Here is a 22,218-nt window from a genome sequence, read left to right as displayed (position 1 = left end):
ATGGCTCTCCGAGCCCCGACGCCGACTCTTTTTCGGCGGAGCGTGGGTCTTTTTGCTCGGCGGATGGAGTCGGAGCGTGCCGCACCGGCTTTGGATCGCATGCGCGCGCGGCGATGCCCTACACGCGCCGGTCGGGAATTCCCATGCCAGCCAACGGGTTGCGCGGTAGTCGGCAAGCTACGCTGAATCGCTGGCCATGGTGGCTGGCTTCAATGACAGGGATTCTTAAGGAGAAGATGCATGAGTCAGAACTTGTTTGACTTCGATTTCAACGCTGACGCGCTCGCCTCGATCGATGCGGCGCTGACCACACTTGAGGCGGGGCTGGTTTCGCTGATTGCGCTGACACCCGATCAGCGGCATGAGCTGACCAAGATGGGCGACAAGTCCGAGGCGTTCTGCCGGCAGGCGGGCCACGTTTTCGCTCAAAATCCGGGCGTGTTGCCGGGCAATTTCGACCTCGCCGGCTATCAGCGCGATATCGCCGCGCTGGATGCATTGCGTCCGCGCCTGATTCGCCTGGGCAAGTTGCATCAACGTGGGGTCGATACGGAAATGGCGATCGGCAGCGACTTGATGACCAACGGGCTGGAAGGCTACGCGACCTTCAAGGTGGCCGGCAAAGGGCAGGGCCTGGACGAGGCGCGCAAGGCACTCGCAGCACGTTTTGTGCGCGGCCCGTCGAAAACAACTACACCGCCGCCCGTTCCCCCAACGGCCTGATTCAAACCTTGCCGACACGTGAACCGGAGGCCCCGCACCGTCGGGGCCTCTTCACGTATTGACCTGCATTTCGCACGGTCGTGGCTACGCTCCACACCACATTCACCCAAGGAAACGCCCCATGTCCGACGACCATGCCAAGACGCCTGCCGACCATATCGGCGACACGCTGGCGCAGCTGAAGGAGATGCGGCATTACTCCAAGAACAACGTGGAGACGCTCACGGCGTCGTGGCTGCTGTACGACGGCGAGTTGTCGAAGTTGAAGCAGGCGGACAAAATCGCCGCGCTGATGGATCGGCAGAACCAGTTGCACGACGCGCTGGAAACCACGATCACCGAACTCGAGGACGTGCTGGAAAAAATGCAGCCGCCGCCGGAAGAGTAAGGCCGCGGCGCGGGGGGCCAAGAATCACGCGCCCCGCGTGTTATGCCTGCAGCAAGTTGGCGCTTGGGAGGTCGCACCATGCGCTGCGGCGTTCGCCGAACACCTCGACGGTAGGTGCGGGGAAACCGGGGTCGGCGAAGGCGCCAGCTGGAATTGAGAGCATGCCGGGACGGGCTTCCAGCGCGAAGACGAGCGTGTTGCCGCAGCGCGGACAGAACTTGTACGACACGGTGCGGTTGTCCTCCGAGATGCGGTCGTACATCCGGTAGTCGCCGTGCACATCGACATCGGCCTCTGCCCACGTCGCGTTCCACGAAAATTCGCTGCCGCTTCGCCGTTTGCAGACAAGGCAGTGGCAGATGGAAACGCGTGCCGGTTCACCGCGGCAAGTGACGGTGAGTTCGCCGCATCGGCAGCTGGCGGTTCGTGTCGTGGTCATGCGTGGCTTCCCTTTTGACGGCGTTGCAATGGTCGCCGTCGAGTCTAGTCGTCGCCGCTTTCCAGATCATCCATGCCGACCGTGCATTCCGGATGCTCGCAGTGACAAACGGCAGACGATGGATCGACCGCAGCCGTCGCCGCGTGCTGGCGGCAATGATCGCTGCAGTAATCCTGGCCGGGTGGCACCGAGCATTGGCAGGGCAGGTGGGCGCATTGATCGTAGATGGTCGCGTTCAAGGCTTGATCCTCATGGTTTCTTCCACAGCTTCACCAGCGGTCCATTCGCGCCGCTGACCGGATCACTCGCCGGAAACGGCAGCTTCTCGATGCGTTCGAGCATCTCTTCCGTCGGCGCCTTGCGGCAGATGTCGAAGTCCTGATCGGGCGGATACGCGCCGACCACCAGAAAATCATCGCTCGCGCGCAGCCTGCGATGGCCGGTGCCGGCTGGCAACACCAGTACGTCGCCGCGGCGAATCGAGAGGTCGTGCCCACCTGGGCCACCGAGCGTCACGCGTGCTTCGCCGCCGGCAATGCCGAGCACTTCGTGCGCGGTGGAATGGTAGTGGTGATAGTCGTAAATGCCGTCGCGCCACTGCGGCGGCCAGCCGTTGTCGCGGAACATTTTTTCGAACGCGGACGCCATGGCGTCGCCCTCGTGCGCGTCAGACACGTCGCGATAGAGCAGCGCGGGCAAGCGCGGATGGTTCGGTACCCAGTCGTGCCGGTAGAGCTTGAACACTTCGGGTGTCATGAGTGTTTCCTTCGCTACTCGGCCAGGGCTGTTTCGCGGTGCCGGTGAGCGCAACGCCTCCTTGAAGGCGTTGCGCGTCGTAGTTCAGGCGAGCGTTCGCACTTTCGGTTCGCGTGCCCACTGGCGTGTCTTGGCCGCCTTGATGAAACCGGCGGCATCGCCTGCATCGACGACGCCGGCATCTTTGGCAATACCGCCAGCCTTCAACACGACCTGCGCGCCGGCATCGGCAGCGATGGCTTTCAAATGGCCAAATGCATCGCGCACGAAATCCACTGCGGCGGCTTCTTTCGCAAGCAACTTGCCCGCTGCATCGGAGAGCACCACGGCGACGGCGTCGAACACCACCGAGGGCGTGCCGGCGAGTTGGCCGTCCGCCGGTTGTTGCTTGCCGTCGCTGAGTTTCGCGCCGCCGACTTTCAGGCAGACGATCTTGACGCTGGCACCGGCCGCTTCCGCCGCCTTGCGCAAGGCCTTGATCGCGGCGGCATCGGAATCGTCGTGTACCAGAATGCCGACGGCGCGGCCCTTCAAGGTGTCTTTCATCTTGCCGATGATCTGCAACGCGGGCGACGCCGGCTGATCTTTCGCAGCGACGGCCTTGGGCTGTGCTGCAGGAAGCTTCGGCATGCCGAGGCCGTCGGCGACGCGGCGCGCGAGATCTTCCTCGATGTTGCGCAAGTGGCCGACCACCGCTTCGCGTACCGCCACCGTTTCCACCTTCGACAATTCGAACACCAGTGCGGAGGCGATATGCGCCTGCTCGGGCGTGGTCTGGCTACGGAAGAACTGTCGCGCCTGGCTGTAGTGATCGGCGAAACTTTCGGCGCGGATGCGACTCTTGTTTCCTTCATCGGAAGGTTCCGCAAAGCTGCGGAAACCCGCCGGTATGGCGCGTGCCGACGAGGGGTCGAGTGAGCTCGGCTCGTACGCCACGCGGCCTTTCGGCACCTGCATCTGCATGTGGCCATCGCGCTGCTGATTGGCGAACGGACATTTCGGCGCGTTGATCGGCAACTGGTGGAAGTTGGGCGAACCCAGGCGCGAAAGCTGCGTGTCGAGATACGAAAACAGCCGGCCCTGCAGCAGCGGATCGTTGGAGAAATCGATGCCCGGCACCACGTGCGACGGGCAGTACGCGACCTGTTCGGTTTCGGCGAAAAAGTTGTCCGGCCAGCGGTCGAGCACCATGCGCCCGATGACGGTGAGCGGCACGAGTTCCTCGGGGATCAGCTTGGTCGAATCCAGATGATCGAATGGAAAGCGATCGGCTTCTTCTTGCGTGAAGAGCTGCACGGACAGTTCCCACTCCGGGAAATTGCCGGTGGTGATCGCCTCGAACAGATCGCGACGATGGAAGTCCGGATCGGCGCCGGCGATCTTCACCGCTTCGTCCCACACGGTGGATTGCAGGCCGAGCTTGGGACGCCAGTGGAATTTCACGAAGGTCGAGTCACCGTTCGCATTCACCAGCCGGAAGCTGTGAATGCCGAAGCCCTCGATCATGCGCAGCGAGCGCGGAATCGTGCGGTCGCTCATCGCCCACATGATCATGTGCATCGATTCGGGCGTCAGCGAAATGAAATCCCAGAACGTGTCGTGCGCAGTGGCCGCCTGCGGGAAACCGCGATCGGGCTCCATCTTCACCGCGTGGATCAGGTCGGGAAACTTGATCGCATCCTGGATGAAGAACACCGGGATGTTGTTGCCGACCAGATCCCAGATGCCTTCTTTCGTGTAGAGCTTCACGGCGAAACCGCGCACGTCGCGTGGCGTGTCGACCGAACCGGAACCGCCGGCGACGGTGGAGAAACGCGTGAAGAGCTCGGTGCGTTCGCCGACTTCGGTGAGCACGCGCGCCGTGGTGTATTTCTTCAGCGATTTTGTGAGCTCGAAGAAGCCGTGCGCTGCGGAACCGCGCGCATGCACGATGCGCTCGGGGATGCGCTCATGGTCGAAGTGGGTGATCTTGTCGCGGAGGATGAAATCCTCCAGCAGGGTCGGGCCGCGCTCGGTGCTGCGCAATGAATTCTGGTTGTCGCTGAGTGGCGTGCCCTGGTTGGTGGTCAGTGCGGGATGCCTGCCGCCCGCCATCTGTTGCAGCTCGTCGCCATGACCGCGCGTGTCGCGATCCGTCTTCGAATCGTTATGTTTCGAATCGTTGCGCGCAACGGCCTTGGGGGACGGGTTGGATTTTTTCGCCATGACGTGCTCCGGAGCATGAAGGGATAGAGGCACGCGTTAGGCACCGCTTCCGATCCTGAGCTGCGCGGAGTGAACGGGTTGTCGCTGAGGGATGAATACGTGCGCGACTCGTGACTCAACGCGTCGCCGCAACGGCGTGCTGGCCGGCGGCATCCGGATGAAGGCACTGCGAGCTTTTCGGCGCGGCGTCGGCGTTCACGCATAATTGGAAATCGGTCGGCAGGCTGTTGACGCTTTGCTTCTGCCCTGCAGCCACGATGAGCTCGAGCACCGGCGACTCATCGCATGTCGCGACTTCGGTGCATGCGTGCGCGAACACGCTGTAGTGGCATTGGCCGCTGCGGCTGTCCACGCATGCGAAGGTCGACTTCGAACCGAACACGGTGACGCGGCTGTTGATTGAATCGGTGCCGTTGGCATTGCTGCGCATCACGATCGTGCGATCAGGGCGGTTGCAGCCGGTGAGGGCGGCGGCGATACAGAACAGGGTGACGAGCTTGTGCATGGTCTGCCTCGTGGGTGATGAGTCGCTGCCGCTACATGTGGCGAAACAGCGTCATGAAAGGCTGGCTGACGGTGAGTGTTTCCGGTCGCTGCTTCAGTCGCAGCGTGCCCTTGCCGGTGTCGTCGCGGATCACCGCGGCGATGGCTTTCAGGTTGACGATGGTGGAGCGGTGAATCTGCTTGAAGGTGTTCGGGTCGAGCTCGTCGAGCAGTTCGCGGATCGGTTTGCGCAGCAGCGATTCGCCATCCGCCGTCACCGCGACGGTGTACTTGTTGTCGGCACGGAAATACACGATGTCGTCGACCATGATCAGCCGCGTCTCGCGACCGGCGCTGGCAGTGATCCAGGTCAGCGGCGTCGCGTGTCCGCTCGGCGTCGCGGCCTGTGCGAGTTGGCGCAGGGTCTGCGCGATATCGGCAGGGATGCCGCTGGCGGCGCGGGCCTTGAGTCGTTGCACGGTGGCTGCCAGTCGCTCGGGCACGATCGGCTTGAGCAGGTAATCGACCGCGCCGCGATCGAACGCATCGATGGCGTATTGATCGTACGCGGTGGTGAAAACGATCTGCGTGGCAGGACTGGATTCGATGGCCGCCGTGGCGACTTCGAGCCCGGTGAGGCCGGGCATGCGGATGTCCAGAAAGGCCACGTCGGGTTTGTATTCGGCGATGGCTTCCAGTGCGGAGGCGCCGTCCTCGCACTCGGCGATGACGTCGAGCTCGGGCCAGGTTTCGGCGAGCAGGCGACCGAGTGCGCTGCGCAGCAGGGCTTCGTCTTCGGCGATGACCGCGCGGCTCACGCGATGATTCCCGTGGATGCTGGCCTCGTGGATACCGGTACGGTGATGGTGGCGGCGACGCCGGCCGGCACGTTGGCGACGACGGCGAGCGATGCTTCGCCGTCGTACATCAGGCGCAGCCGTTCGCGCACGTTCTTCAGGCCGATGCCGGTGCCGCCGCTCGCATCGCCGAAGCCCTGGCCGTCGTCGGCCACGGTAATCGCGATGGTGTCGTCGTCGCGACGCGCGAAGATCCACACGGTGCCGCCGGCGGGCTTGGGCTCCAGCCCGTGCTTGATCGCGTTTTCCACCAGTGTCTGCAACATCATCGGCGGCAGCGGCGTGATGCGCAGCGCTTCGGGCACGTCGATCTGCAGGCCGAGCCGCGTGCCCATGCGAAGTTTCAATATTTCCAGATAGGCGCGTGCGCGTTCGAGTTCATCGCCGAGCATCGAGAGCGTGTCATCGACGCTCGGCAGCGAGCGGCGCAGATAGGTGATGAGGTGGCCGAGCATCTCGTCGGCCTGCGCCGGGTTGCTGCGCGTGAGGTATTGCGCGCTGGCCAGCGTGTTGTAGAGAAAGTGCGGCTCGACCTGCGCGTGCAACAGGCTGAGCTTGGCGACGGTGAGCTCTTTCTCGGTCGCGGTCTGCGCGTTCGCCTTCGTTTCGTTGCGGCGGCGTTCGGCGACGCGGCGGGTGATGGCGCGGGTGATCGCCTCGGCGTTTTCCAGGTTGGTGCCGTCGTCGACGCGGAACCAGTCGCTCCACGCGCCGCTTTCCGGCTCACAGATCAGCGTGACGCTGCCGATGCCGTCGCCGGGCGTGACGGTGGCGAGGATCTGGTTGCGCATGTGGCCCATCCATCGGCTGGGATCGAACGCGCCGAGCATGTGACGGCCGTAAGTGTCGGGACGCTTTACGCGGGCACGCACTTGCAGGCTGTCGCGAAAACTCTCGACGTGTTCGGTTCGCGGCAGTTCGCGGATCGCCGCGTCGAGCAGGTCGAACGCCTCGCCGGCTTCGAACGGCATCTCGATCTGCCGGCGCTGGCGATTGCCCAGCGTGCCTTCGTCGATGCGCCCGACGATGAGCCGCACCCGGCGCATGTGCGAAAAGGCGCCGGTGATCACGAACACCATCGCGATGCAGCCGACGAAAAACACCGGCGCGGGATTGTGACTGCCGAGCGCGTTGAAGCACAGGGCGATCACCAGGAACAACGCGAACCACGCCACCACGATACGCACGATGAAGAAGAAGCTTTTGATCACGATGGTCCCCGGTGTGTTTCCTGTGACGCCGAGCATAGCCAGCCGCGGCACCGGGCTCACGGCCTTTGCGACGAAAACCCGGATGGCGCGACGAAACACGGCAAGCGCGGCGCGAAGACAGCGCGCATTCCTCCGGCGATTACAAGCCATCGACAGCATGACTTCCGGCGGTGTCTGAAAACGGGCAGGGAATGCACTATCCGTCGTTGCGCAGAGAGTAGAGATGCTGTGCTGCAACGCAGGGGCCGCGGTCCCTTGCCAACGTAGACCGATCGTCCGTGGGACTGTCGAAACCGATTCCGAGGGAATGTCATGCGAAGCTTTCTGTATTCCGCCATCGCGCTGGCGCTGACTGGCACATCGACCATCGGCATGGCGGCGAGCATGCCCGCCGCCGCGCCCGCCGTGCAGGCCACGACGCAACTGCCGCGCGGCGTGGTGCCTTCGCACTACGACGTATCGGTGACGCCGCACGCGCAGTCGATGAATTTCGACGGCAAGGTGACGGTGACCGTCGATGTGCTCAAGCCGACCAGCAGCATCACGCTCAACGCGATCAACATGACGTTCTCGTCGGTGTCGCTCACGCCCGCCAGTGGCAAGGCGATTGCCGCGCCGAAGGTGAGCGTGGACGAGCAGGCGCAAACCGCAACCTTCACGTTTGCCACACCAGTTCCTGCCGGCAGCTATCGCCTGGCGATGGCGTACACCGGAAAGATCGAGACGCAGGCCAACGGTCTTTTCGCGATCGACTACGACACCAAGGCCGGCAAGAAGCGCGCGCTGTACACGCAGTTCGAGAATTCCGACGCGCGCCGTTTCATTCCTTCGTGGGACGAGCCGGCCTACAAGGCCACGTTCAATCTCGAAGCCGTGGTGCCGAGCGCCGACATGGCCGTGAACAACATGCCGGTGGCGTCGAAGACCGATGTCGGCAACGGCATGACGCGCGTGCGTTTTCAGCAGTCGCCGAAGATGTCCACGTATTTGCTGTTTTTCAGCGTGGGTGAATTCGAGCGCGCCACCACCATGTCGGGCAACACCGAGATCGGCGTGATCACGCAGAAAGGCATGTCGTCGCAGGCCGGCTTCACGTTGAAATCGGCGAAGGATGTGCTGCACGAATACAACGATTATTTCGGCGTGCCGTACCCGCTGCCCAAGCTCGACAACATCGCATCGCCCGGTCGCAGCAATTTCTTTTCGGCCATGGAGAACTGGGGCGCGATCTACACGTTCGAATACGCGTTGCTGCTGGACCCGTCGTTCTCGACCCAGTCGGACAAGCAGGAAGTGTTCAACACGGCAGCGCACGAAATGGCGCACCAGTGGTTCGGCGATCTGGTGACGATGAGCTGGTGGGACGACCTGTGGCTCAACGAAGGCTTCGCGTCATGGATGGCTTCGCGCACCACCCAGCGCCTGCACCCGGAGTGGAACACCGTGCTGGATGCGGTCGGCACGCGTGAATCGGCGATGTCGCTCGATGCGATGGCAACCACGCATCCGGTCGTGCAGCACGTGGAAACGGTGGAGCAGGCGAGTCAGGCCTTCGACAACATCACCTATGCCAAGGGCGAGGCGGTGATCCGCATGCTCGAGGCGTATGTCGGCCCGGACGTCTGGCGCGCCGGCGTGCGCAGCTATATCAAGGCGCACGCGTACAGCAACACGACGTCCGACGATTTGTGGCGCGAAGTGGAAGCGGCAGCCGGCAAGCCGATCACCGCCATCGCGCATGATTTCACGCTGCAGCCGGGCATTCCGTTGATTCGCGTGGAAGCCTCCGCATGCAGTGATGGCAAGACCATGCTCAACCTCGCACAAGGTGAGTTCACGCGTGACCGACCGAACAAGGCCGCGCTGAAATGGCGCGTGCCGGTGATCGCGCAGAGCATCGGCGGCACAGCCGCACGCACGCTGGTCAGCGACGGCAAGGCCACGCTTGCGGTGAGCGGTTGCGGTCCGGTGATCGTCAACGCGGGGCAGAGCGGTTACTACCGCACGCTGTATGCGCCAGCGCAGTTCGCTTCGATCCGCGACAGCTTCGCCAAGCTCGCGCCGATCGATCAGCTCGGCCTGCTGAGCGACACCTGGGCGCTCGGCATGGCTGGCCTGCAGCCGGCGTCCGATGTGCTGAGTCTTTCGAAGAACACGCCGGCCGATGCCGATCCGCAGATCTGGCAGGACGTCGCCGAGGATTTCGATTCGCTCAACAACTATTACCGCGGCGATGCGAAACGGCAGGCGCGATTCCGCGCGTTCGCGATCAAGCGGCTGTCGCCGGTATTCGCGCGAGTCGGCTGGGAAGCGCGTGCGGGTGAAGCGGATCCCGTCGCGATTCTTCGCACGCAGCTGATCGGCGTGCTGGCCGATCTCGGCGACGACACGGTGATCGCCGAAGCGCGTCGTCGCTATGCCGCGCAGGACACGGATCCGAAGGCGATGCCGGCCGAACTGCGTAAGACCATCCTCGCTGTGGTGGCTGCGCACGCGGATGCGGCGACTTGGGACAAGCTGCACGCGACGGCCAGGAACGAGAAAACGCCGTTGATCAAGGATCAGCTGTACTCGCTGCTATCGATCGCCGAAGACGACGCGCTCGCGCAACGCGCGCTGGATCTGGCGATCACCGACGAACCGGGCGCGACCAACAGCTCGGGCATGATTGCCGCGGTCGCCTACCACCACCCGGACATGGCTTTCGATTTCGCGATGGCGCATCGCGCGCAGGTCGACAAGCTGGTGGATTCCACGTCGAGCAGTCGTTACTACCCGGCGCTTGGCGGCAGTTCGTTCAACCCCGCGATGATCGACAAGATCAATACGTATGCGAACGCGCACATCGCTGCCGGTTCGCGCCGCGTTTCGAACACGGTCGTGGGCAACATCCGCTATCGCATCATGGTCCGCAACGAGCGCATGCCCGCGATCGATGCATGGCTGGAGAAAAACGGCGACTGATCGGCGCGCAATTTCATGCTGATGGTTGGACGAAGAAGCCCCGGAATCCGGGGCTTTTTCGCAAGAAAAAGTCGATGTGCGATTGATGTCATCCATACGACAAAAGCTCCGTTAGCATGCGTACCGGTTGCGTTGATCATTCATGCCGCATCGGACTACCCAAGGAGATAAGCGATGGCGATGTCATCAAGGAAAATCATGCCGCGCTGGATGTTCGCCGGCTTGCTCGCAACATCGCTGGTGTCACTGATGTCGGTGTCCGCGGCGCAGGACACTACGCCGGCATCCGCTGCATCGAGCGCGACGAAAGTGCCCAGCGATACCGACCTGGCCGCTGCGCATTGCGTGATCGGCGAAGAGAGATTTCTGCCGGGCGATTACTACTATTGCCTCGCCTCGCAGAGCTACGGTTTGCAGCGCTACGAATATGCGAAGAAATTTTTCACGACCGCGGCGAGCTGGGCCAGCAAGCCCGCGCAGTACGTGCTCGGCGTGATGGCGTTGCAGGGTGATCACCAGCCGGTGAACCGACCGCTTGCGCTCGCGTGGTGGACACTCGCTTCCGAACGTCCGAACTCGACGTTCAAGGCGGCGCACGATGCGCTGTACGCCAAGGCGAGCCGCGCCGATCGACGCGAGGCGGACAATCTCCTGACCACGATGCGCGCCACTTATGCCGATGCTGTCGCGGCCACGCGCGCGGAACAGCGTTACACCCGAGGCATGGCGGACCTTGCCCGGCTGGACAAGGGCGGCAGCAAGTTCTGCCTCGCCGGGATGTCGCCTGCCTCAAGTCCGGTCAACGATCCGGAGAGTTGCCCCACGATCCAGGCGGTGACGAAACAGATCGACCATGCCGCGATCAATGTCTTCGACGGCTGGAGTGGCCACGTCACGGTGGGCCCGTTGCAACAGGTCGACGCGCCGAGCCACGCGGGCGGCGCGCTCTAGTTCAAAGCGGCTCGGTGTTGGTGGACTGACGGCGGGGCAGTTCGTCGCTGGTCGGCGGATAGACCGAGTACGACTGCAGCGGCCCGCCATACACGTGCAGGCTGAGCGCGGGCACGCTGGCCGATGGATTCGAGCATGCATGCGCATACGCCGCTTCGTCGAAAACGGCGGCGTGATCGGGCGTGAGATCCAGCGTGCGCACGGGGCTGGGTTGCTGCCCCGACATCAGCTTGAATTCGTCGACATGCAAGGCACCGCACAGAACCAGTTCGATGCCCCAAAGGCCATCGTGATCATGTACCGGCGTCTGATAACCGGCCGGCCAACCGATGAGAATCGCTGAATAACCGTCGCCTTCGGCCACGAGCCAGCGGCGGTAGCTGGTGTCGATCTGTGCGGCGCGTTCCGACAACGCGCGACGTGAGTCGGTGTGATCGGTCACCGCCGTCAATGACGCACACAGCGCATCGAGATCATGCGGCAGGCGTGGTTGATGTTCGATCAGCACACGTGCGATTGCAGCGCGCCAGATTTCCAGGGGAGAGAGAGTCATGCATGGCGAACGTCAGCTGGGGACGATCACCATAACGGAAAAAATCCGCGATTTGTTCACAGGATGTTGGAGCCGGAACCGCGGAAGGCGCGATACCGCCGTGCGCGAGTAGCCGTCTGTTCGGCGTCTCGTGATGGCGCGATGTCGACAGGCCTGCATGCGTCGTTGACTTACTGTTTGCCGCACAGTACAGTGCGGCACATGGCTAAGGATGATATTCCACCACTCGCGCTCGAACTGCGCCGCGGCGTCATCGTGCTGGCGGCGTTGTCGCAACTTCGCTCGCCTCGTTACGGATACGAATTGCGCCAGGCACTGGCCGACTGCGGCATGGTGATCGAGGAAGGCACGCTGTATCCGCTGTTGCGTCGATTGGAAACACAGGGCGTACTGAGCAGCGAATGGCGCACGAACGAGGGCGCGCCTCGACGTTATTACGTGCTGAGTGCGGAAGGCCGACGCTTGTTCAAGCGACTGACCGAAACCTGGTATGGCTTGAACGAAGCGATGGGTCGATTACTCACGAACGGAGGACACGATGGACGTTGATTCGATGATTGCAACCTACGTGGACGACGTCACGCAGTTGCTTCCGCGGAAGCAGCGCAGGGATGTCGCGCTCGAATTGCGTGAACTGGTACGTGAAGAATTGCAGGGTCGTGCAGCGGCTCAAGGGCGCGTACTCGACGCCGATATCGCGCTGGCAGGATTGCGCGCTTTCGGCACACCGCAGGACGTGGCCGCGCGATACTTCGAACCGTGGGTCATCGTGCCGGCAACGCAGACGCGGCGCTTCGGATTTGCCGCAGTGATCGGCATCGCGGTGCTCGTGGCGCTGACGCCTCTGAGCAACGAATCATCGCCGGCCAATTCGCTCGCCTTGGCGATACTCGCGTGGCTAGGCGTGCTGGTTGTCTATTTCGGATGTCGCAGCTTGATGCAGCGACGTGGCGCGAGCGAAGCTGCATGGGTGCCGCGCGAACGCGACAAGGTGAATCGCATCGGCTCCGTGCTGCTGATCGTGGTAATCGGGCTCGGCATTATCGCGTATGGCGCGCCGGGCTGGTTGTTCGCACAACTGACGCATGGTCACAAACTTGCCGCGTGGCTGGACTATGACCCGACGTTCCACGACACGCGCCTGCCGGTGCTGTTCGTGTTGTGGGGATGCCAGGCGATTCTGTTTGCGACGCTGGCTGTTCGAGGCCGCTGGAATGTATCGCTACGCCGAGTGGACGTCGCGCTGGGCGCGGCGGTGGTGCTGGTGCTGTTGTGGTTTCTCGTCGCCGGCCCGGTCTTCAGGGAAGCCGTACCGAATCGCGTGGCGCTCAGCCTGATCAGTGCGTCGATCCTGTTTCTGCTGATCGACATCGGCGTAAAGCTTTATCGCGGTGTGGATCGTGTTGCGGGCGAGGTCGCGTTCGATGCGCCTTCGTTATCGATGACGCGCAAGTAGCTCGATGTGATTCAACCGCGACGTATGCGCGAGAATAAATCGGCCAGCTGCAGGACGGCCGCTTCGGACACAGCGCGATCGGGCGTGGTATCCGGGTTGTTGAAGTTGCCCGTATCGCCGAGCACTTGCACGAGCAGGCCATCGCTTCGCGGCACCATGCTCACGTGTTCGGTGTTGAGCCCGTAGGTCACTTCCGGTTGCGGAATCAATCGCGCCGTTTGACCGCGCACGGGGATGATTGAGTCATCGTTGAACAACGCGCGGGCACCGTAGCCGGTGGCGTTGATCAAGGTGCGTTCGGGCAAGGCGTGCAGATCGTGAGGGCGATGGAATTCGCGTACCTCGATCTTGCCGCCGGCGGCGAGGAAGTCCGTCATCAGCATGCGCGCGTAAGTGCTGATGTTGAACATCATCGTGGTATAGCGGCGCGCGTAGCGTTGCGGAAATGGATGGCTGCCTTCAGGCAGTTCCACCGAGTGCGGTGTGAGATCGCGCACGCGTTCATGGAAGCTGCCGTATTCCGGTTCGTCGGAGATCGCTTCCACGTGCTGACCGGGCGGTGTGTCGGAAAGCGAATAGCCTTCTATCCAGTCGATCGGTTTGCCGGGCAGGCCGAGCATCGTCTGATACATGCCGAACGATGTGCGCGCCATCTCTTCCCAGCGCGCGCCGAGCGCCGGTGCATGTGCGGCATCACAGATGCGCGAGTCGGGCGTCCACAATCCAGTCGCGCGCATCGAATAGACGTCCGGCGGCAACGCCTTCGCATAGATGCGCACCGACAAGCCGGCACGTTGTGCGAGCAAGGCGGACGTAAGGCCCAACGCACCGCATCCGATGACGCCAAGATGCTTCACGCCGGTCGCCTGCGCCATGCGCAAGGCCAGCGTGCTCGATCCCCACGACAACGACCAGCCGCTGCCGCCGTGACCGTAGTTGTGCACGATGGTCTTGTCGCCGAGACGTTCGGTTTCGATGCGCGGACCGGCAGCGCGGAATGGTCGCGTGCAGACGTAGACGCCGGTGATGCGGTCGATACGCGCCTTGATCGGCGCAAGCTCGGCGATGCCCGATGTCATGCGCGCCACCATCGGCGGTGCGACGACATTCGGCATCTTTGTCGCAGGCATCACTCGCTGGTTCGCGCAGGCGACGAGCCCACCGGTGGACACCACCGCGAGTGTGGTGCCGGCCTGACGCAGGAATTGGCGACGTTGCATGGACGTGCTCCCGAAAAGTCTCAAGTGATCGGACGCGTCCTGCGACATGACCTCAGCCGACGTTGGGTTCGCTGAAGGCTTCGATCTCTTCTTCCTTGAAGTCGTTGATCGGCACGCAGCTGCAGAAAATATTCTTGTCGCCGTAGACATTGTCCACGCGCGCGACCGGCGACCAGTATTTCTGCAACCTCAGGCTGGCCAGCGGGAACGCCGCCAGTTCACGCGGATACGCGTGCGTCCACTCGCTGGCCGAAACCATCGTGGCCGTGTGCGGCGCGTGCTTGAGCGGGTTGTCCTCGCGGTCGAGCTTGCCTTCCTCGACGGCGCGTATCTCGTTGCGGATCTGGATCATCGCGTCGATGAAGCGATCGAGCTCGATCTGCGATTCACTTTCGGTCGGCTCCACCATCAAGGTGCCGGCGACCGGAAAGCTCAACGTCGGTGCGTGGAAACCGAAATCGATGAGGCGCTTGGCGACGTCCTCTGCACCGATGCCGGTGGCATCCTTCAGTGGGCGCAGATCGAGAATGCATTCGTGCGCCACCAGACCGTTGCGGCCGGTGTAAAGCGTTTCGTAATGCGGGGCCAGGCGCTTCGCAATGTAGTTGGCGTTGAGCAGCGCAACCTGCGTGGCCTTGCGCAAACCCTGGCTGCCCATCAGCGTGATGTACATCCACGAGATCGGCAAAATCGACGCGCTGCCGAAACTCGCTGCGCTGACCATGCCCACATCGCCTTCGCCGCCGAGTGTCCTTGGAAGGAAGGGCGCGAGATGCGACTTCACAGCGCATGGGCCGACGCCCGGACCGCCGCCGCCGTGCGGAATGCAGAATGTTTTATGCAGGTTGAGATGCGAAACATCCGAACCCCACTTGCCCGGCTTGGCCACACCGACCAGCGCATTCATGTTGGCGCCATCGGTATAAACCTGACCGCCATGCTGATGCACGATGTCGCAGATGGCGACGATGTCTTCCTCGAACACGCCGTGCGTGGACGGATACGTGATCATCAATGCGGCAAGACGATCGGAATATTTCTCGGCGGCGCGGCGGATGTCTTCCACGTCGACGTTGCCGTTGGCATCGCACTTGGTCACCACCACGCTCATGCCGCAGAGCTGCGCGGAGGCCGGGTTGGTGCCGTGCGCAGATTCGGGAATCAGGCAGACATCTCGCTTCTCGTCGCCGCGCGAACGGTGATATGCGCGAATCGCCAGCAGGCCGGCGTATTCGCCTTGCGCACCGGAGTTCGGCTGCAGGCTCACCGCGTCGTAGCCAGTGCATTCCACCAGCATCGCTTCGAGGCCGTCGATCAATTTCTGATAACCGACCGTCTGTGTGGCGGGTGCGAGCGGATGGATGTTGCCGAACTCCGGCCACGTCACCGGGATCATTTCCGCGGTGGCATTGAGCTTCATGGTGCATGAGCCGAGCGGGATCATCGTGCGATCCATCGCCAGATCCTTGTCGGCGAGCGAACGCATGTAGCGCAGCAGTTCGTGCTCGCTGTGATGCGTGTTGAACACCGGATGCGTAAGGAAGGCGCTCTTGCGCGAGAGCGCAGCGGGCAGGGCGTCGACAGTAGTGGCGTCGAGCTGGTCGATGCCATCGGCGGTGATGTCCGCACCAAAGACTCTCGCCAGTGCTATCACGTCTTCCCGCGTGGTGGTTTCATCGAGGCTGATCGAGACACTGCGATCATCGATGTGGCGCAAGTTGAGTTGCGCGGCATTCGCGTTCGCGTGGATGGTCTTCGCATCCACATCCATGATGTGCAGCGTATCGAAGAAATCGTTGCCGACTTCAACGCCCGCCTTGCGCAAAGCGCCAGCCAGAATCGCGGCCAGCCGATGCGTGCGGCGCGCGATGCGCGTGAGGCCGCCCGGGCCATGGTACACCGCGTACATGCTGGCCATCACAGCAAGCAATACTTGCGCGGTGCAGATGTTGGACGTGGCCTTTTCGCGGCGGATGTGCTGCTCGCGCGTCTGCAGTGTGAGGCGATACGCAGGCTTGCCTTCCGCATCGATGGAGACACCGATGAGTCGACCCGGCATCGAACGCTTGTACGCATCGCGGCAGGCCATGAACGCGGCATGCGGGCCGCCGAAACCGAATGGCACACCGAAACGCTGCGAGTTGCCGACGACGATGTCCGCGCCCCATTCGCCGGGTGAGGCGATCAGCGTGAGTGCGAGCAGATCGGTGGCGACGGCGACCAGCGCGCCGCGTGCATGCGCGGCATCGGCGAGATTCCTGTAATCGACCACGGTGCCGAAGCTGTTCGGGTACTGCAGCAATACGCCGAAGCTGTCGACGCTCGCGCCTTCCGCGTCATCGCCGACGTGCAACGCGATGCCCAGCGCTTCAGCGCGCGTCTTCACCACTTCCAGTGTCTGCGGATGCACGCCGCGCGACACGAAGAACACGTTGGACTTCGACTTGCACGAACGCTTCGCCAGCGTCATCGCTTCGGCGGCGGCGGTGGCTTCGTCCAGCAGCGACGCATTGGAGATTTCCATGCCGGTGAGGTCGGCACACATCGTCTGGAAATTGATCAGCGCCTCCATGCGGCCCTGCGAAATTTCCGCCTGGTACGGCGTATACGCCGTGTACCACGCCGGGTTTTCGAGGATGTTTCGCAGGATGACGTTCGGCGTGTGCGTGCCGTAATAGCCCTGACCGATGAAGCTGCGAAATACCTGATTCTGATCAGCCAACGTGCGGATTTTTGCCAGCGCTTCGACTTCGGTAATCGCCTGCGGCAACGCGAGCGGAGCGGGAGATTTGATCGCGGCGGGCACGATCGCGTCGGTCATCGTCTCCAGCGATTCGTGGCCGATGACGCGAAGCATCTGCGCGATTTCCGCATCGTTGGGGCCGATGTGGCGATCGATGAAAGCGCCGTGGTTTTCGAGATCGCGCAGGCTCGCGCCGGAGAAAGAAGAAGAGTGGGTCTGGCTCATGATTCGGGCATCCGCTGACAACGTGCCGTGCCGCACGTGGGCGCCCCTCTGTCCTTTTGCCTGAGAGTTTGGAAGCGGCGATGCCTGCCTGCTTCGTGCACCTTCGGCGCCGGATTCAACCGGTCTCTCCAGAGTGTTTACGCGTGATGGTATGGGGCCTGAGCGATTACGGGCGTTGCGTCTTCGGCAGCGTTACGAACCTGGAACAAGGTCGCGCGCTTCTCCCACCATGCGTTTACCGCAGCGATTATACAGGGCGCAGGAGCGTGTGTCGGCCGGGCTTCGATATCCAATCTCGTCGTTGCCCGATCTCCGAAGAAGCGTGGCGAGCAGCGCGAATCAGGTCGGCTAGACTGCCTTGCAGGCCACAGTGTCCATTGGCCGAACATCCTCATCGTCGAGCTTCCCTTTCCAAAAGCCTCCCAACGCCATCCGGAGCGGTGATGAACGTAGACAGCAAAAGCTCGTTCAATCCCAGAGCATTGGAGGCACTGGGTATCAGTGAAGCGGAGGAACAAGCCTATCGGGTCGTGCTGACCCATCGGCAGGCGTCCGCCGAGGAAGTCGCGAACCTGCTTTCGCTGTCGCCACGCAAAGCTCAACGCTTGCTCGACAGCATTCAGTTCAAGGGATTGGTTTCTCATTCGCCGTCGCGTCCGCGCCGTTACGCGGCGACGCCGCCCAAGCTCGCCGTCGAAGCATTGATCGCCCAGCGACAGGCCGTGCTCGAAGGTGCGCGCCGGTCGATTCCGGAGCTGACCGAACAGGCCAGGTTGTCTTCGGGTGTGGCGGATCGTGAGCAGGCGGTGGAGGTCATCAGTGGTCGTGCGGCGGTCGGGCAGATCCTGATGCAGCTGATGCAGACGGTACAGAGCGAAATCGTGGGGTTTCAACGCGCGCCGATGTTGTATATCCGCGCCGTGCAGTCGGAGATGCCCAGGGGCGTGGTGATCCGGAGTATTTCGGATGCCGGTTATCTGGCATTGCCCGGTGCGCTGGAATCCCTGCGTTCGGATGTGGAAAAGGGCGAGCAGGCGCGCATCTTTCCGGATCTGCCGGTCAAAATGATGGTGGTGGATCGGCGGATCGGCTTGATTCCTTTGAACACGGGCAATGAAGAGGGAACCGTGTTGCTGGTTCGATCGTCTGCGTTGCTTGATGCGCTCTACGCGTTATTCAATTTGCTTTGGGAGCGGTCGACGCCGATCGTGTTCGGCAGTAATGGAGAATTGAACACCTCCATGACAACGCCCATCGTTTCCGATGCGCTCGAACAGGTGATACCGCTCTTGGCTGCGGGCCTCAACGACAAGACCATCGCGCACGAAGCGGGGATTTCCGCGGCGACACTCAATCGGCGCATCGCTTCTCTGATGAAGCGTTTCGACACACGCACCCGTTTTCAGCTCGGCTGGCGTGCAGCGATTGAATCATTTCCTCAACACCTGGCAGAACCTGCGCGGGAAGTCACACTGCCGCCGGTCGCAGTGGTTGTTTGACGGATTTCTTTCACGAGAGAAATCCCTCAGCGTTTTCTATTGATGCCTTCATGGCCCGAGCCGATACTAGACGCTGACCGGGACCAGCAGCCGGGCAGGGGCAATCATCGGGTGGCAACGGGGCGATTCGTCCGCGCGATGCCGATGTTCTCTTCGTAGGGAATCCATTTCGTTTTGCGCATCGCCTGAACAGGCGAGACAGTCGCGTGTGCGCGCGATTCGTCTGCAGTCGTCCGTCGACTGCGAAAAGGCTACGCAAAGCGAGCAGCGACGCGATGGAAGTGCGCAAGGAATCTGCTGAGTTCGCGACACACCGTTCCCCACTGCTGTGGGCGACGAAGCCCCTTCCATTCCGACTCCATGACCCAGAGGTTCCGCGACATGAAGCAAGCCCATGTTCTGCTCAGCGCATCGATTGCCGCCGCACTCGCCAGCGCAACCTTCTCGCTGCCGGCCCAGACGATCAACGCAGGCAACGCGCCGCGGATCACCCAGACTGTCGACAACAGCCAGCTGTTCACGATCCCGAAAAGCCATTTGGCCTTTGTGGCCAAGGTGCCAACGAAAACGCTGCTGGCCGATGCGACGAAGATGAATCATCTGCAGCTGGTCTTGAAACCGGGCATGGCGCATCAGGCTGAAATGGAAGCGCTGATTGCCAGCCAGCACGATCCCAAATCCACGCAATTCCAGCATTGGCTCACGCCGCAACAGTTCGGCGCGAAATTTGGTCTGGCCGACCGCGATATCGCGACGGTGACGGCATGGCTGACGTCGCAGGGCTTCACGGTCAACAACGTGTACCCGAACAAGTTACAGATCGATTTCAGCGGCACAGCCGGGCAGGTGAACCAGGCGTTCCACACCAGCGAAGGCATCTACAAGATGAAAGACGCTTCGCATCTGGCGAACGCCGCTGATGTGAGCGTTCCCGCGGCATTGAAAGATGTCGTCGCCGGCGTGATGGGCCTGAACGATTTCCACGCCAAGCCGTTCGTGAAGAAACCCATGGTCGGCAAGTGGGATGCGTCGAAGAAGGCATTCGTCGCGAAGCCGGGAACCTTCGCGCACAGCGGCAACAAGGTGATCGACCAGACCATCGGCTACCCGGATGGATCGCTTCGTCTGCTGGTGCCGAATGACCTGGCCACGATGTACGACATCAAGTCGATCCGCGCGAACGGCGTGACCGGGCAGGGCATCACGATCGCCGTGGTGGAAGGCAACGACATGGTGCCGGGCGACTGGAACAGTTTCACCGATGCGTTCAACCTCACCAGGTACGGTGGCTCGCTGACGCAGGTCAACCCGGCACCTGCCACGGGGCCGAACAATTGCGTCGATCCTTCGGTCGAGATGCAGGGCGAATCCTTCGAGACGGTGATGGATACCGAATGGGCCACCGCCATCGCACCCGGCGCTCATATTGTGGTCGCGAGTTGTTCGAGTTGGGAGGCCGACTATTCGACGCCCACGACAGACAACTTTTTCGGCGGCGTCTATCTGGCATCCGCAAACCTGATCAATAGCAATGCGCGACCCGACATCATCAGCGCCAGCTATGGCTATGGCGAGTTCTTCACGGATCCGGCCAGCAAGACGGCGATCGATCTGATGTGGGCGCAGGCCGATGCCGAAGGCATCTCGGTGTTCGTGTCTACCGGCGACTCGGGATCGAACCCTAGTTTCAACGGTGGCTACATCAACGGCTTCTACGGCAACACCGCGGTCGATGCGAATTCCTTTGCGACGTCGCCGCATGTCACGGCGGTCGGTGGGACCGATCTGGCCGATTCACTCGATGGCACCACCAGCAAGTATTTCGCGCCGACACCCAGCGTGGTCGGTGGGTCGGCCCTCTCGTATGTGCCGGAGATTCCGTGGAACCAGTCCTGTGGCAATGGCGTGGCAGCGAAAGCGGCGGGTTACGCAAGCGCGGTGGCGTTCTGTCAGGCGTTGCTGAGTTTCGACACGCTCGGTTATTACCTCACTTCCGAAGCAGGCAGTGGCGGGCCGTCTTCGGTCGATGCCAAACCGGACTGGCAGAAACTGGTTTTCAACGCGGCCAAGGACAACTCGCGCGATCTGCCCGACGTGGCATTGTTCGCCGGTGCGTATGCCAACCGCACGTGGGCGGTGATCTGCACTTCCTACTATCCGTGTTCGCCGACCTGGTCGGAAAACGTGACCACGTTCAACGGCGGAACGTCGCTCTCCGCGCCGATGTTTGCCGGCATCCAGGCGCTAATGGATCAGGGTCTTGCCGCGCGCGGCGTCGCGAAAGACCAGGGCAACGCCGCACCGACGTTGTATGCACTGGCCGCGACGGAATACGGCGGCGCATCGGGCCCGGCTCCGGCAAGCCTCGCGGCCTGCAACGCGGACAACGGCACGACGGGCACCGCCAACTGCGTCTTCCACAATGTGACCCGCGGGTCGAATTCCACGCAGTGCATGTCGCGCCATGACGACTTCGACTACCAGACGGCCAATTGCTACACCTACGGCACGCTCAAGCATGGCCAGGTGCAATACGGACTGACGACTACGGATGCACAGCCGACTTCGTATGGCGTGGCGAACAAGGCGTTCGGTGCGCAGCCGGGCTGGAGCTTCGCTTCGGGTCTGGGTTCGGTGGATGCCAAAAACCTGTTGATCGCCTGGCGCGCTTTCGCCAACGCAGCACCGGCACCAGCGAGCGTGGCTTCTAAATAAGGCGAGCCTTCTGCCGGCCAAATAAAAACCAGCTGTTTCACTTTGATCCGCGGCATACCCTGACCGCGGATTTTTTTGGGCGTCTGTATGGTCCGGCGCGCGCATCGAATGAGAATCAAGTTGGGAGTTGTGGAGCCATCGGCACGGCGCGTTATCCTCCGCGCTTTGATGTTGTGCTTGACGGAGAATGGCGATGATCCGCATCGGCGAGATCGACCACGTGGTGTTTCGTGCCATCGACATGGTGGCGATGCAGCGCTTCTATTGCGATGTGCTGGGTTGTCGCGAAGAGCGACGACAGGACGAGATCGGGCTGGTGCAGCTGCGTGCGGGATCCTCGCTGATCGATCTGGTTCGCATCGATGGCAAGCTCGGTCGCCATGGCGGCGCGGCACCCGGCAGCGAAGGCCACAACGTGGACCACGTTTGCCTGCGTGTGCAGAACTACGACGAGGCGGCAATTCTCGAACACCTCAAGGCACATGGTGTGCGCATCGGCGAAAATGGCATGCGTTATGGCGCGGAAGGCGAGGGGCCGTCGATCTATCTGTATGACCCGCAGGGCAACATGATCGAATTGAAAGGGCCGGCGGTCGCGTGACGGCTAGCAGCGCAAAGCGAATACCTGAACCCTGAAAAGACGAAAGCCCGCATCGCTGCGGGCTTCGTTTACAATTGGTGCCCGGGAGAGGACTCGAACCTCCACGGAGTTGCCCCCGCTAGCACCTGAAGCTAGTGCGTCTACCAATTCCGCCACCCGGGCATGTCACGCCGCTCTGCGAGCTGCGTGAGCCGCGTAATGTAGGCATCCGTCAACAGGTTGTCAACTC

At 62.3% G+C, this 22,218-nt stretch carries 20 protein-coding genes, 1 tRNA gene and 1 riboswitch; of the genes, 10 read left to right on the top strand and 11 right to left on the bottom strand.

Going from position 1 to position 22,218, the window contains the following annotated elements; translation table 11 throughout:
* Positions 1-240 precede the first annotated feature (240 nt).
* Positions 241-723, top strand: a complete 483-nt coding sequence (locus GSQ73_RS13800) for a hypothetical protein (RefSeq protein ID WP_158884933.1) — start codon at positions 241-243, stop codon at positions 721-723.
* Between the two features lie 121 nt (positions 724-844).
* Positions 845-1,111, top strand: coding sequence for a hypothetical protein (locus GSQ73_RS13795; RefSeq protein ID WP_158884931.1), 267 nt, complete (start codon positions 845-847; stop codon positions 1,109-1,111).
* 40 nt (positions 1,112-1,151) lie between these two features.
* On the opposite strand, the gene GSQ73_RS13790 is transcribed toward GSQ73_RS13795, so the two are convergent.
* From GSQ73_RS13790 to GSQ73_RS13760, 7 genes are all read right to left on the bottom strand, one after another.
* Positions 1,152-1,550 carry a GFA family protein gene (locus tag GSQ73_RS13790; protein WP_158884929.1) on the bottom strand — a complete coding sequence of 133 codons (399 nt, stop codon included), beginning with the start codon at positions 1,548-1,550 and terminating at the stop codon, positions 1,152-1,154.
* Between the two features lie 44 nt (positions 1,551-1,594).
* Positions 1,595-1,789, bottom strand: a complete 195-nt coding sequence (locus tag GSQ73_RS13785; protein ID WP_158884927.1) for a hypothetical protein — start codon at positions 1,787-1,789, stop codon at positions 1,595-1,597.
* Positions 1,790-1,799: 10 nt separating this feature from the next.
* Positions 1,800-2,306, bottom strand: a complete 507-nt coding sequence (locus GSQ73_RS13780; protein WP_158884925.1) for a cupin domain-containing protein — start codon at positions 2,304-2,306, stop codon at positions 1,800-1,802.
* An 84-nt stretch (positions 2,307-2,390) separates the two neighbouring features.
* Positions 2,391-4,400, bottom strand: a complete 2,010-nt coding sequence (locus GSQ73_RS13775) for a catalase (RefSeq protein WP_254063458.1) — start codon at positions 4,398-4,400, stop codon at positions 2,391-2,393.
* A 226-nt stretch (positions 4,401-4,626) separates the two neighbouring features.
* On the bottom strand, positions 4,627-5,016 hold the full coding sequence (locus tag GSQ73_RS13770; RefSeq protein WP_158884921.1) for a hypothetical protein: 390 nt from the start codon (positions 5,014-5,016) through the stop codon (positions 4,627-4,629).
* A gap of 31 nt (positions 5,017-5,047) precedes the next feature.
* A complete protein-coding gene (locus GSQ73_RS13765) occupies positions 5,048-5,812 on the bottom strand; it encodes a LytTR family DNA-binding domain-containing protein (protein WP_158884919.1) in 765 nt (254 codons plus the stop codon).
* Positions 5,809-7,062, bottom strand: coding sequence for a histidine kinase (locus tag GSQ73_RS13760; RefSeq protein WP_254063410.1), 1,254 nt, complete (start codon positions 7,060-7,062; stop codon positions 5,809-5,811). The genes GSQ73_RS13765 and GSQ73_RS13760 overlap by 4 nt, the downstream gene beginning before the upstream one ends.
* Here GSQ73_RS13760 and GSQ73_RS17870 point away from each other — a divergent pair.
* The 3 genes from GSQ73_RS17870 to GSQ73_RS13750 all read left to right on the top strand — a co-directional run bounded on the left by GSQ73_RS17870 (position 7,040) and on the right by GSQ73_RS13750 (position 10,977).
* On the top strand, positions 7,040-7,240 hold the full coding sequence (locus GSQ73_RS17870; protein ID WP_174236087.1) for a hypothetical protein: 201 nt from the start codon (positions 7,040-7,042) through the stop codon (positions 7,238-7,240). The two genes, GSQ73_RS13760 and GSQ73_RS17870, sit on opposite strands and share 23 nt — an antisense overlap.
* Before the next feature lie 134 nt (positions 7,241-7,374).
* Entirely contained in the window at positions 7,375-10,026 is a 2,652-nt protein-coding gene (locus GSQ73_RS13755; protein ID WP_158884917.1) for a M1 family metallopeptidase, read from the top strand.
* 174 nt (positions 10,027-10,200) lie between these two features.
* Positions 10,201-10,977 (top strand): hypothetical protein, encoded by a 777-nt coding sequence (locus GSQ73_RS13750; protein ID WP_158884915.1) that lies wholly within the window; start codon positions 10,201-10,203, stop codon positions 10,975-10,977.
* A gap of 1 nt (position 10,978) precedes the next feature.
* Here GSQ73_RS13750 and GSQ73_RS13745 read toward each other — a convergent pair whose 3' ends face one another.
* Positions 10,979-11,530, bottom strand: coding sequence for a cysteine dioxygenase family protein (locus GSQ73_RS13745; protein ID WP_158884913.1), 552 nt, complete (start codon positions 11,528-11,530; stop codon positions 10,979-10,981).
* Positions 11,531-11,731: 201 nt separating this feature from the next.
* On the opposite strand from GSQ73_RS13745, the gene GSQ73_RS13740 reads away from it, so the two are divergent.
* Positions 11,732-12,079 (top strand): helix-turn-helix transcriptional regulator, encoded by a 348-nt coding sequence (locus GSQ73_RS13740; protein WP_158884911.1) that lies wholly within the window; start codon positions 11,732-11,734, stop codon positions 12,077-12,079.
* Complete coding sequence (locus GSQ73_RS13735) at positions 12,069-12,986, top strand: hypothetical protein (RefSeq protein WP_158884909.1); 918 nt, start codon at positions 12,069-12,071, stop codon at positions 12,984-12,986. Before GSQ73_RS13740 ends, GSQ73_RS13735 begins: the two co-directional genes overlap by 11 nt.
* Positions 12,987-12,997: 11 nt before the next feature.
* Here the strand turns inward: GSQ73_RS13735 and GSQ73_RS13730 are convergent, their stop codons facing one another.
* Positions 12,998-14,206, bottom strand: a complete 1,209-nt coding sequence (locus GSQ73_RS13730; RefSeq protein WP_158884907.1) for an FAD-dependent oxidoreductase — start codon at positions 14,204-14,206, stop codon at positions 12,998-13,000.
* A 52-nt stretch (positions 14,207-14,258) separates the two neighbouring features.
* The gene (gene gcvP, locus GSQ73_RS13725; protein ID WP_158884905.1) at positions 14,259-17,174 is read right to left on the bottom strand and encodes an aminomethyl-transferring glycine dehydrogenase; all 2,916 of its coding nucleotides are present in this window, start codon (positions 17,172-17,174) and stop codon (positions 14,259-14,261) included.
* Positions 17,175-17,212: 38 nt separating this feature from the next.
* Positions 17,213-17,316: riboswitch (glycine riboswitch) on the bottom strand.
* Between the two features lie 4 nt (positions 17,317-17,320).
* Between gcvP and GSQ73_RS13720 the strand changes: the two genes are divergently transcribed.
* From GSQ73_RS13720 to GSQ73_RS13710, 3 genes are all read left to right on the top strand, one after another.
* Complete coding sequence (locus GSQ73_RS13720; protein WP_254063457.1) at positions 17,321-18,673, top strand: helix-turn-helix domain-containing protein; 1,353 nt, start codon at positions 17,321-17,323, stop codon at positions 18,671-18,673.
* A 381-nt stretch (positions 18,674-19,054) separates the two neighbouring features.
* The gene (locus tag GSQ73_RS13715; RefSeq protein WP_158884901.1) at positions 19,055-21,388 is read left to right on the top strand and encodes a S53 family peptidase; all 2,334 of its coding nucleotides are present in this window, start codon (positions 19,055-19,057) and stop codon (positions 21,386-21,388) included.
* 193 nt (positions 21,389-21,581) lie between these two features.
* Positions 21,582-21,989 (top strand): VOC family protein, encoded by a 408-nt coding sequence (locus GSQ73_RS13710; protein ID WP_158884899.1) that lies wholly within the window; start codon positions 21,582-21,584, stop codon positions 21,987-21,989.
* A gap of 75 nt (positions 21,990-22,064) precedes the next feature.
* Here GSQ73_RS13710 and GSQ73_RS13705 read toward each other — a convergent pair.
* A tRNA-Leu gene (locus GSQ73_RS13705) sits at positions 22,065-22,151 on the bottom strand.
* Between the last annotated feature and the right edge of the window lie 67 nt (positions 22,152-22,218).

This window comes from Rhodanobacter sp. L36, from assembly GCF_009765755.1.
Taxonomy (GTDB): domain Bacteria; phylum Pseudomonadota; class Gammaproteobacteria; order Xanthomonadales; family Rhodanobacteraceae; genus Rhodanobacter.
Note: the sequence above shows the minus strand (reverse complement) of the source record. Positions and strands in the feature narration are given on the sequence as shown.

Coding starts and splice junctions, on each gene's coding strand:
- GSQ73_RS13800 (WP_158884933.1), top strand. CDS start 241: ATGAGTCAGAACTTGTTTGACTTCGATTTCAACGCTGACGCGCTCGCC.
- GSQ73_RS13795 (WP_158884931.1), top strand. CDS start 845: ATGTCCGACGACCATGCCAAGACGCCTGCCGACCATATCGGCGACACG.
- GSQ73_RS13790 (WP_158884929.1), bottom strand. CDS start 1,550: ATGACCACGACACGAACCGCCAGCTGCCGATGCGGCGAACTCACCGTC.
- GSQ73_RS13780 (WP_158884925.1), bottom strand. CDS start 2,306: ATGACACCCGAAGTGTTCAAGCTCTACCGGCACGACTGGGTACCGAAC.
- GSQ73_RS13775 (WP_254063458.1), bottom strand. CDS start 4,400: ATGGCGGGCGGCAGGCATCCCGCACTGACCACCAACCAGGGCACGCCA.
- GSQ73_RS13770 (WP_158884921.1), bottom strand. CDS start 5,016: ATGCACAAGCTCGTCACCCTGTTCTGTATCGCCGCCGCCCTCACCGGC.
- GSQ73_RS17870 (WP_174236087.1), top strand. CDS start 7,040: ATGAAGAAGAAGCTTTTGATCACGATGGTCCCCGGTGTGTTTCCTGTG.
- GSQ73_RS13755 (WP_158884917.1), top strand. CDS start 7,375: ATGCGAAGCTTTCTGTATTCCGCCATCGCGCTGGCGCTGACTGGCACA.
- GSQ73_RS13750 (WP_158884915.1), top strand. CDS start 10,201: ATGGCGATGTCATCAAGGAAAATCATGCCGCGCTGGATGTTCGCCGGC.
- GSQ73_RS13745 (WP_158884913.1), bottom strand. CDS start 11,530: ATGACTCTCTCTCCCCTGGAAATCTGGCGCGCTGCAATCGCACGTGTG.
- GSQ73_RS13740 (WP_158884911.1), top strand. CDS start 11,732: ATGGCTAAGGATGATATTCCACCACTCGCGCTCGAACTGCGCCGCGGC.
- GSQ73_RS13735 (WP_158884909.1), top strand. CDS start 12,069: ATGGACGTTGATTCGATGATTGCAACCTACGTGGACGACGTCACGCAG.
- GSQ73_RS13730 (WP_158884907.1), bottom strand. CDS start 14,206: ATGCAACGTCGCCAATTCCTGCGTCAGGCCGGCACCACACTCGCGGTG.
- gcvP (WP_158884905.1), bottom strand. CDS start 17,174: ATGAGCCAGACCCACTCTTCTTCTTTCTCCGGCGCGAGCCTGCGCGAT.
- GSQ73_RS13720 (WP_254063457.1), top strand. CDS start 17,321: ATGGTATGGGGCCTGAGCGATTACGGGCGTTGCGTCTTCGGCAGCGTT.
- GSQ73_RS13715 (WP_158884901.1), top strand. CDS start 19,055: ATGAAGCAAGCCCATGTTCTGCTCAGCGCATCGATTGCCGCCGCACTC.
- GSQ73_RS13710 (WP_158884899.1), top strand. CDS start 21,582: ATGATCCGCATCGGCGAGATCGACCACGTGGTGTTTCGTGCCATCGAC.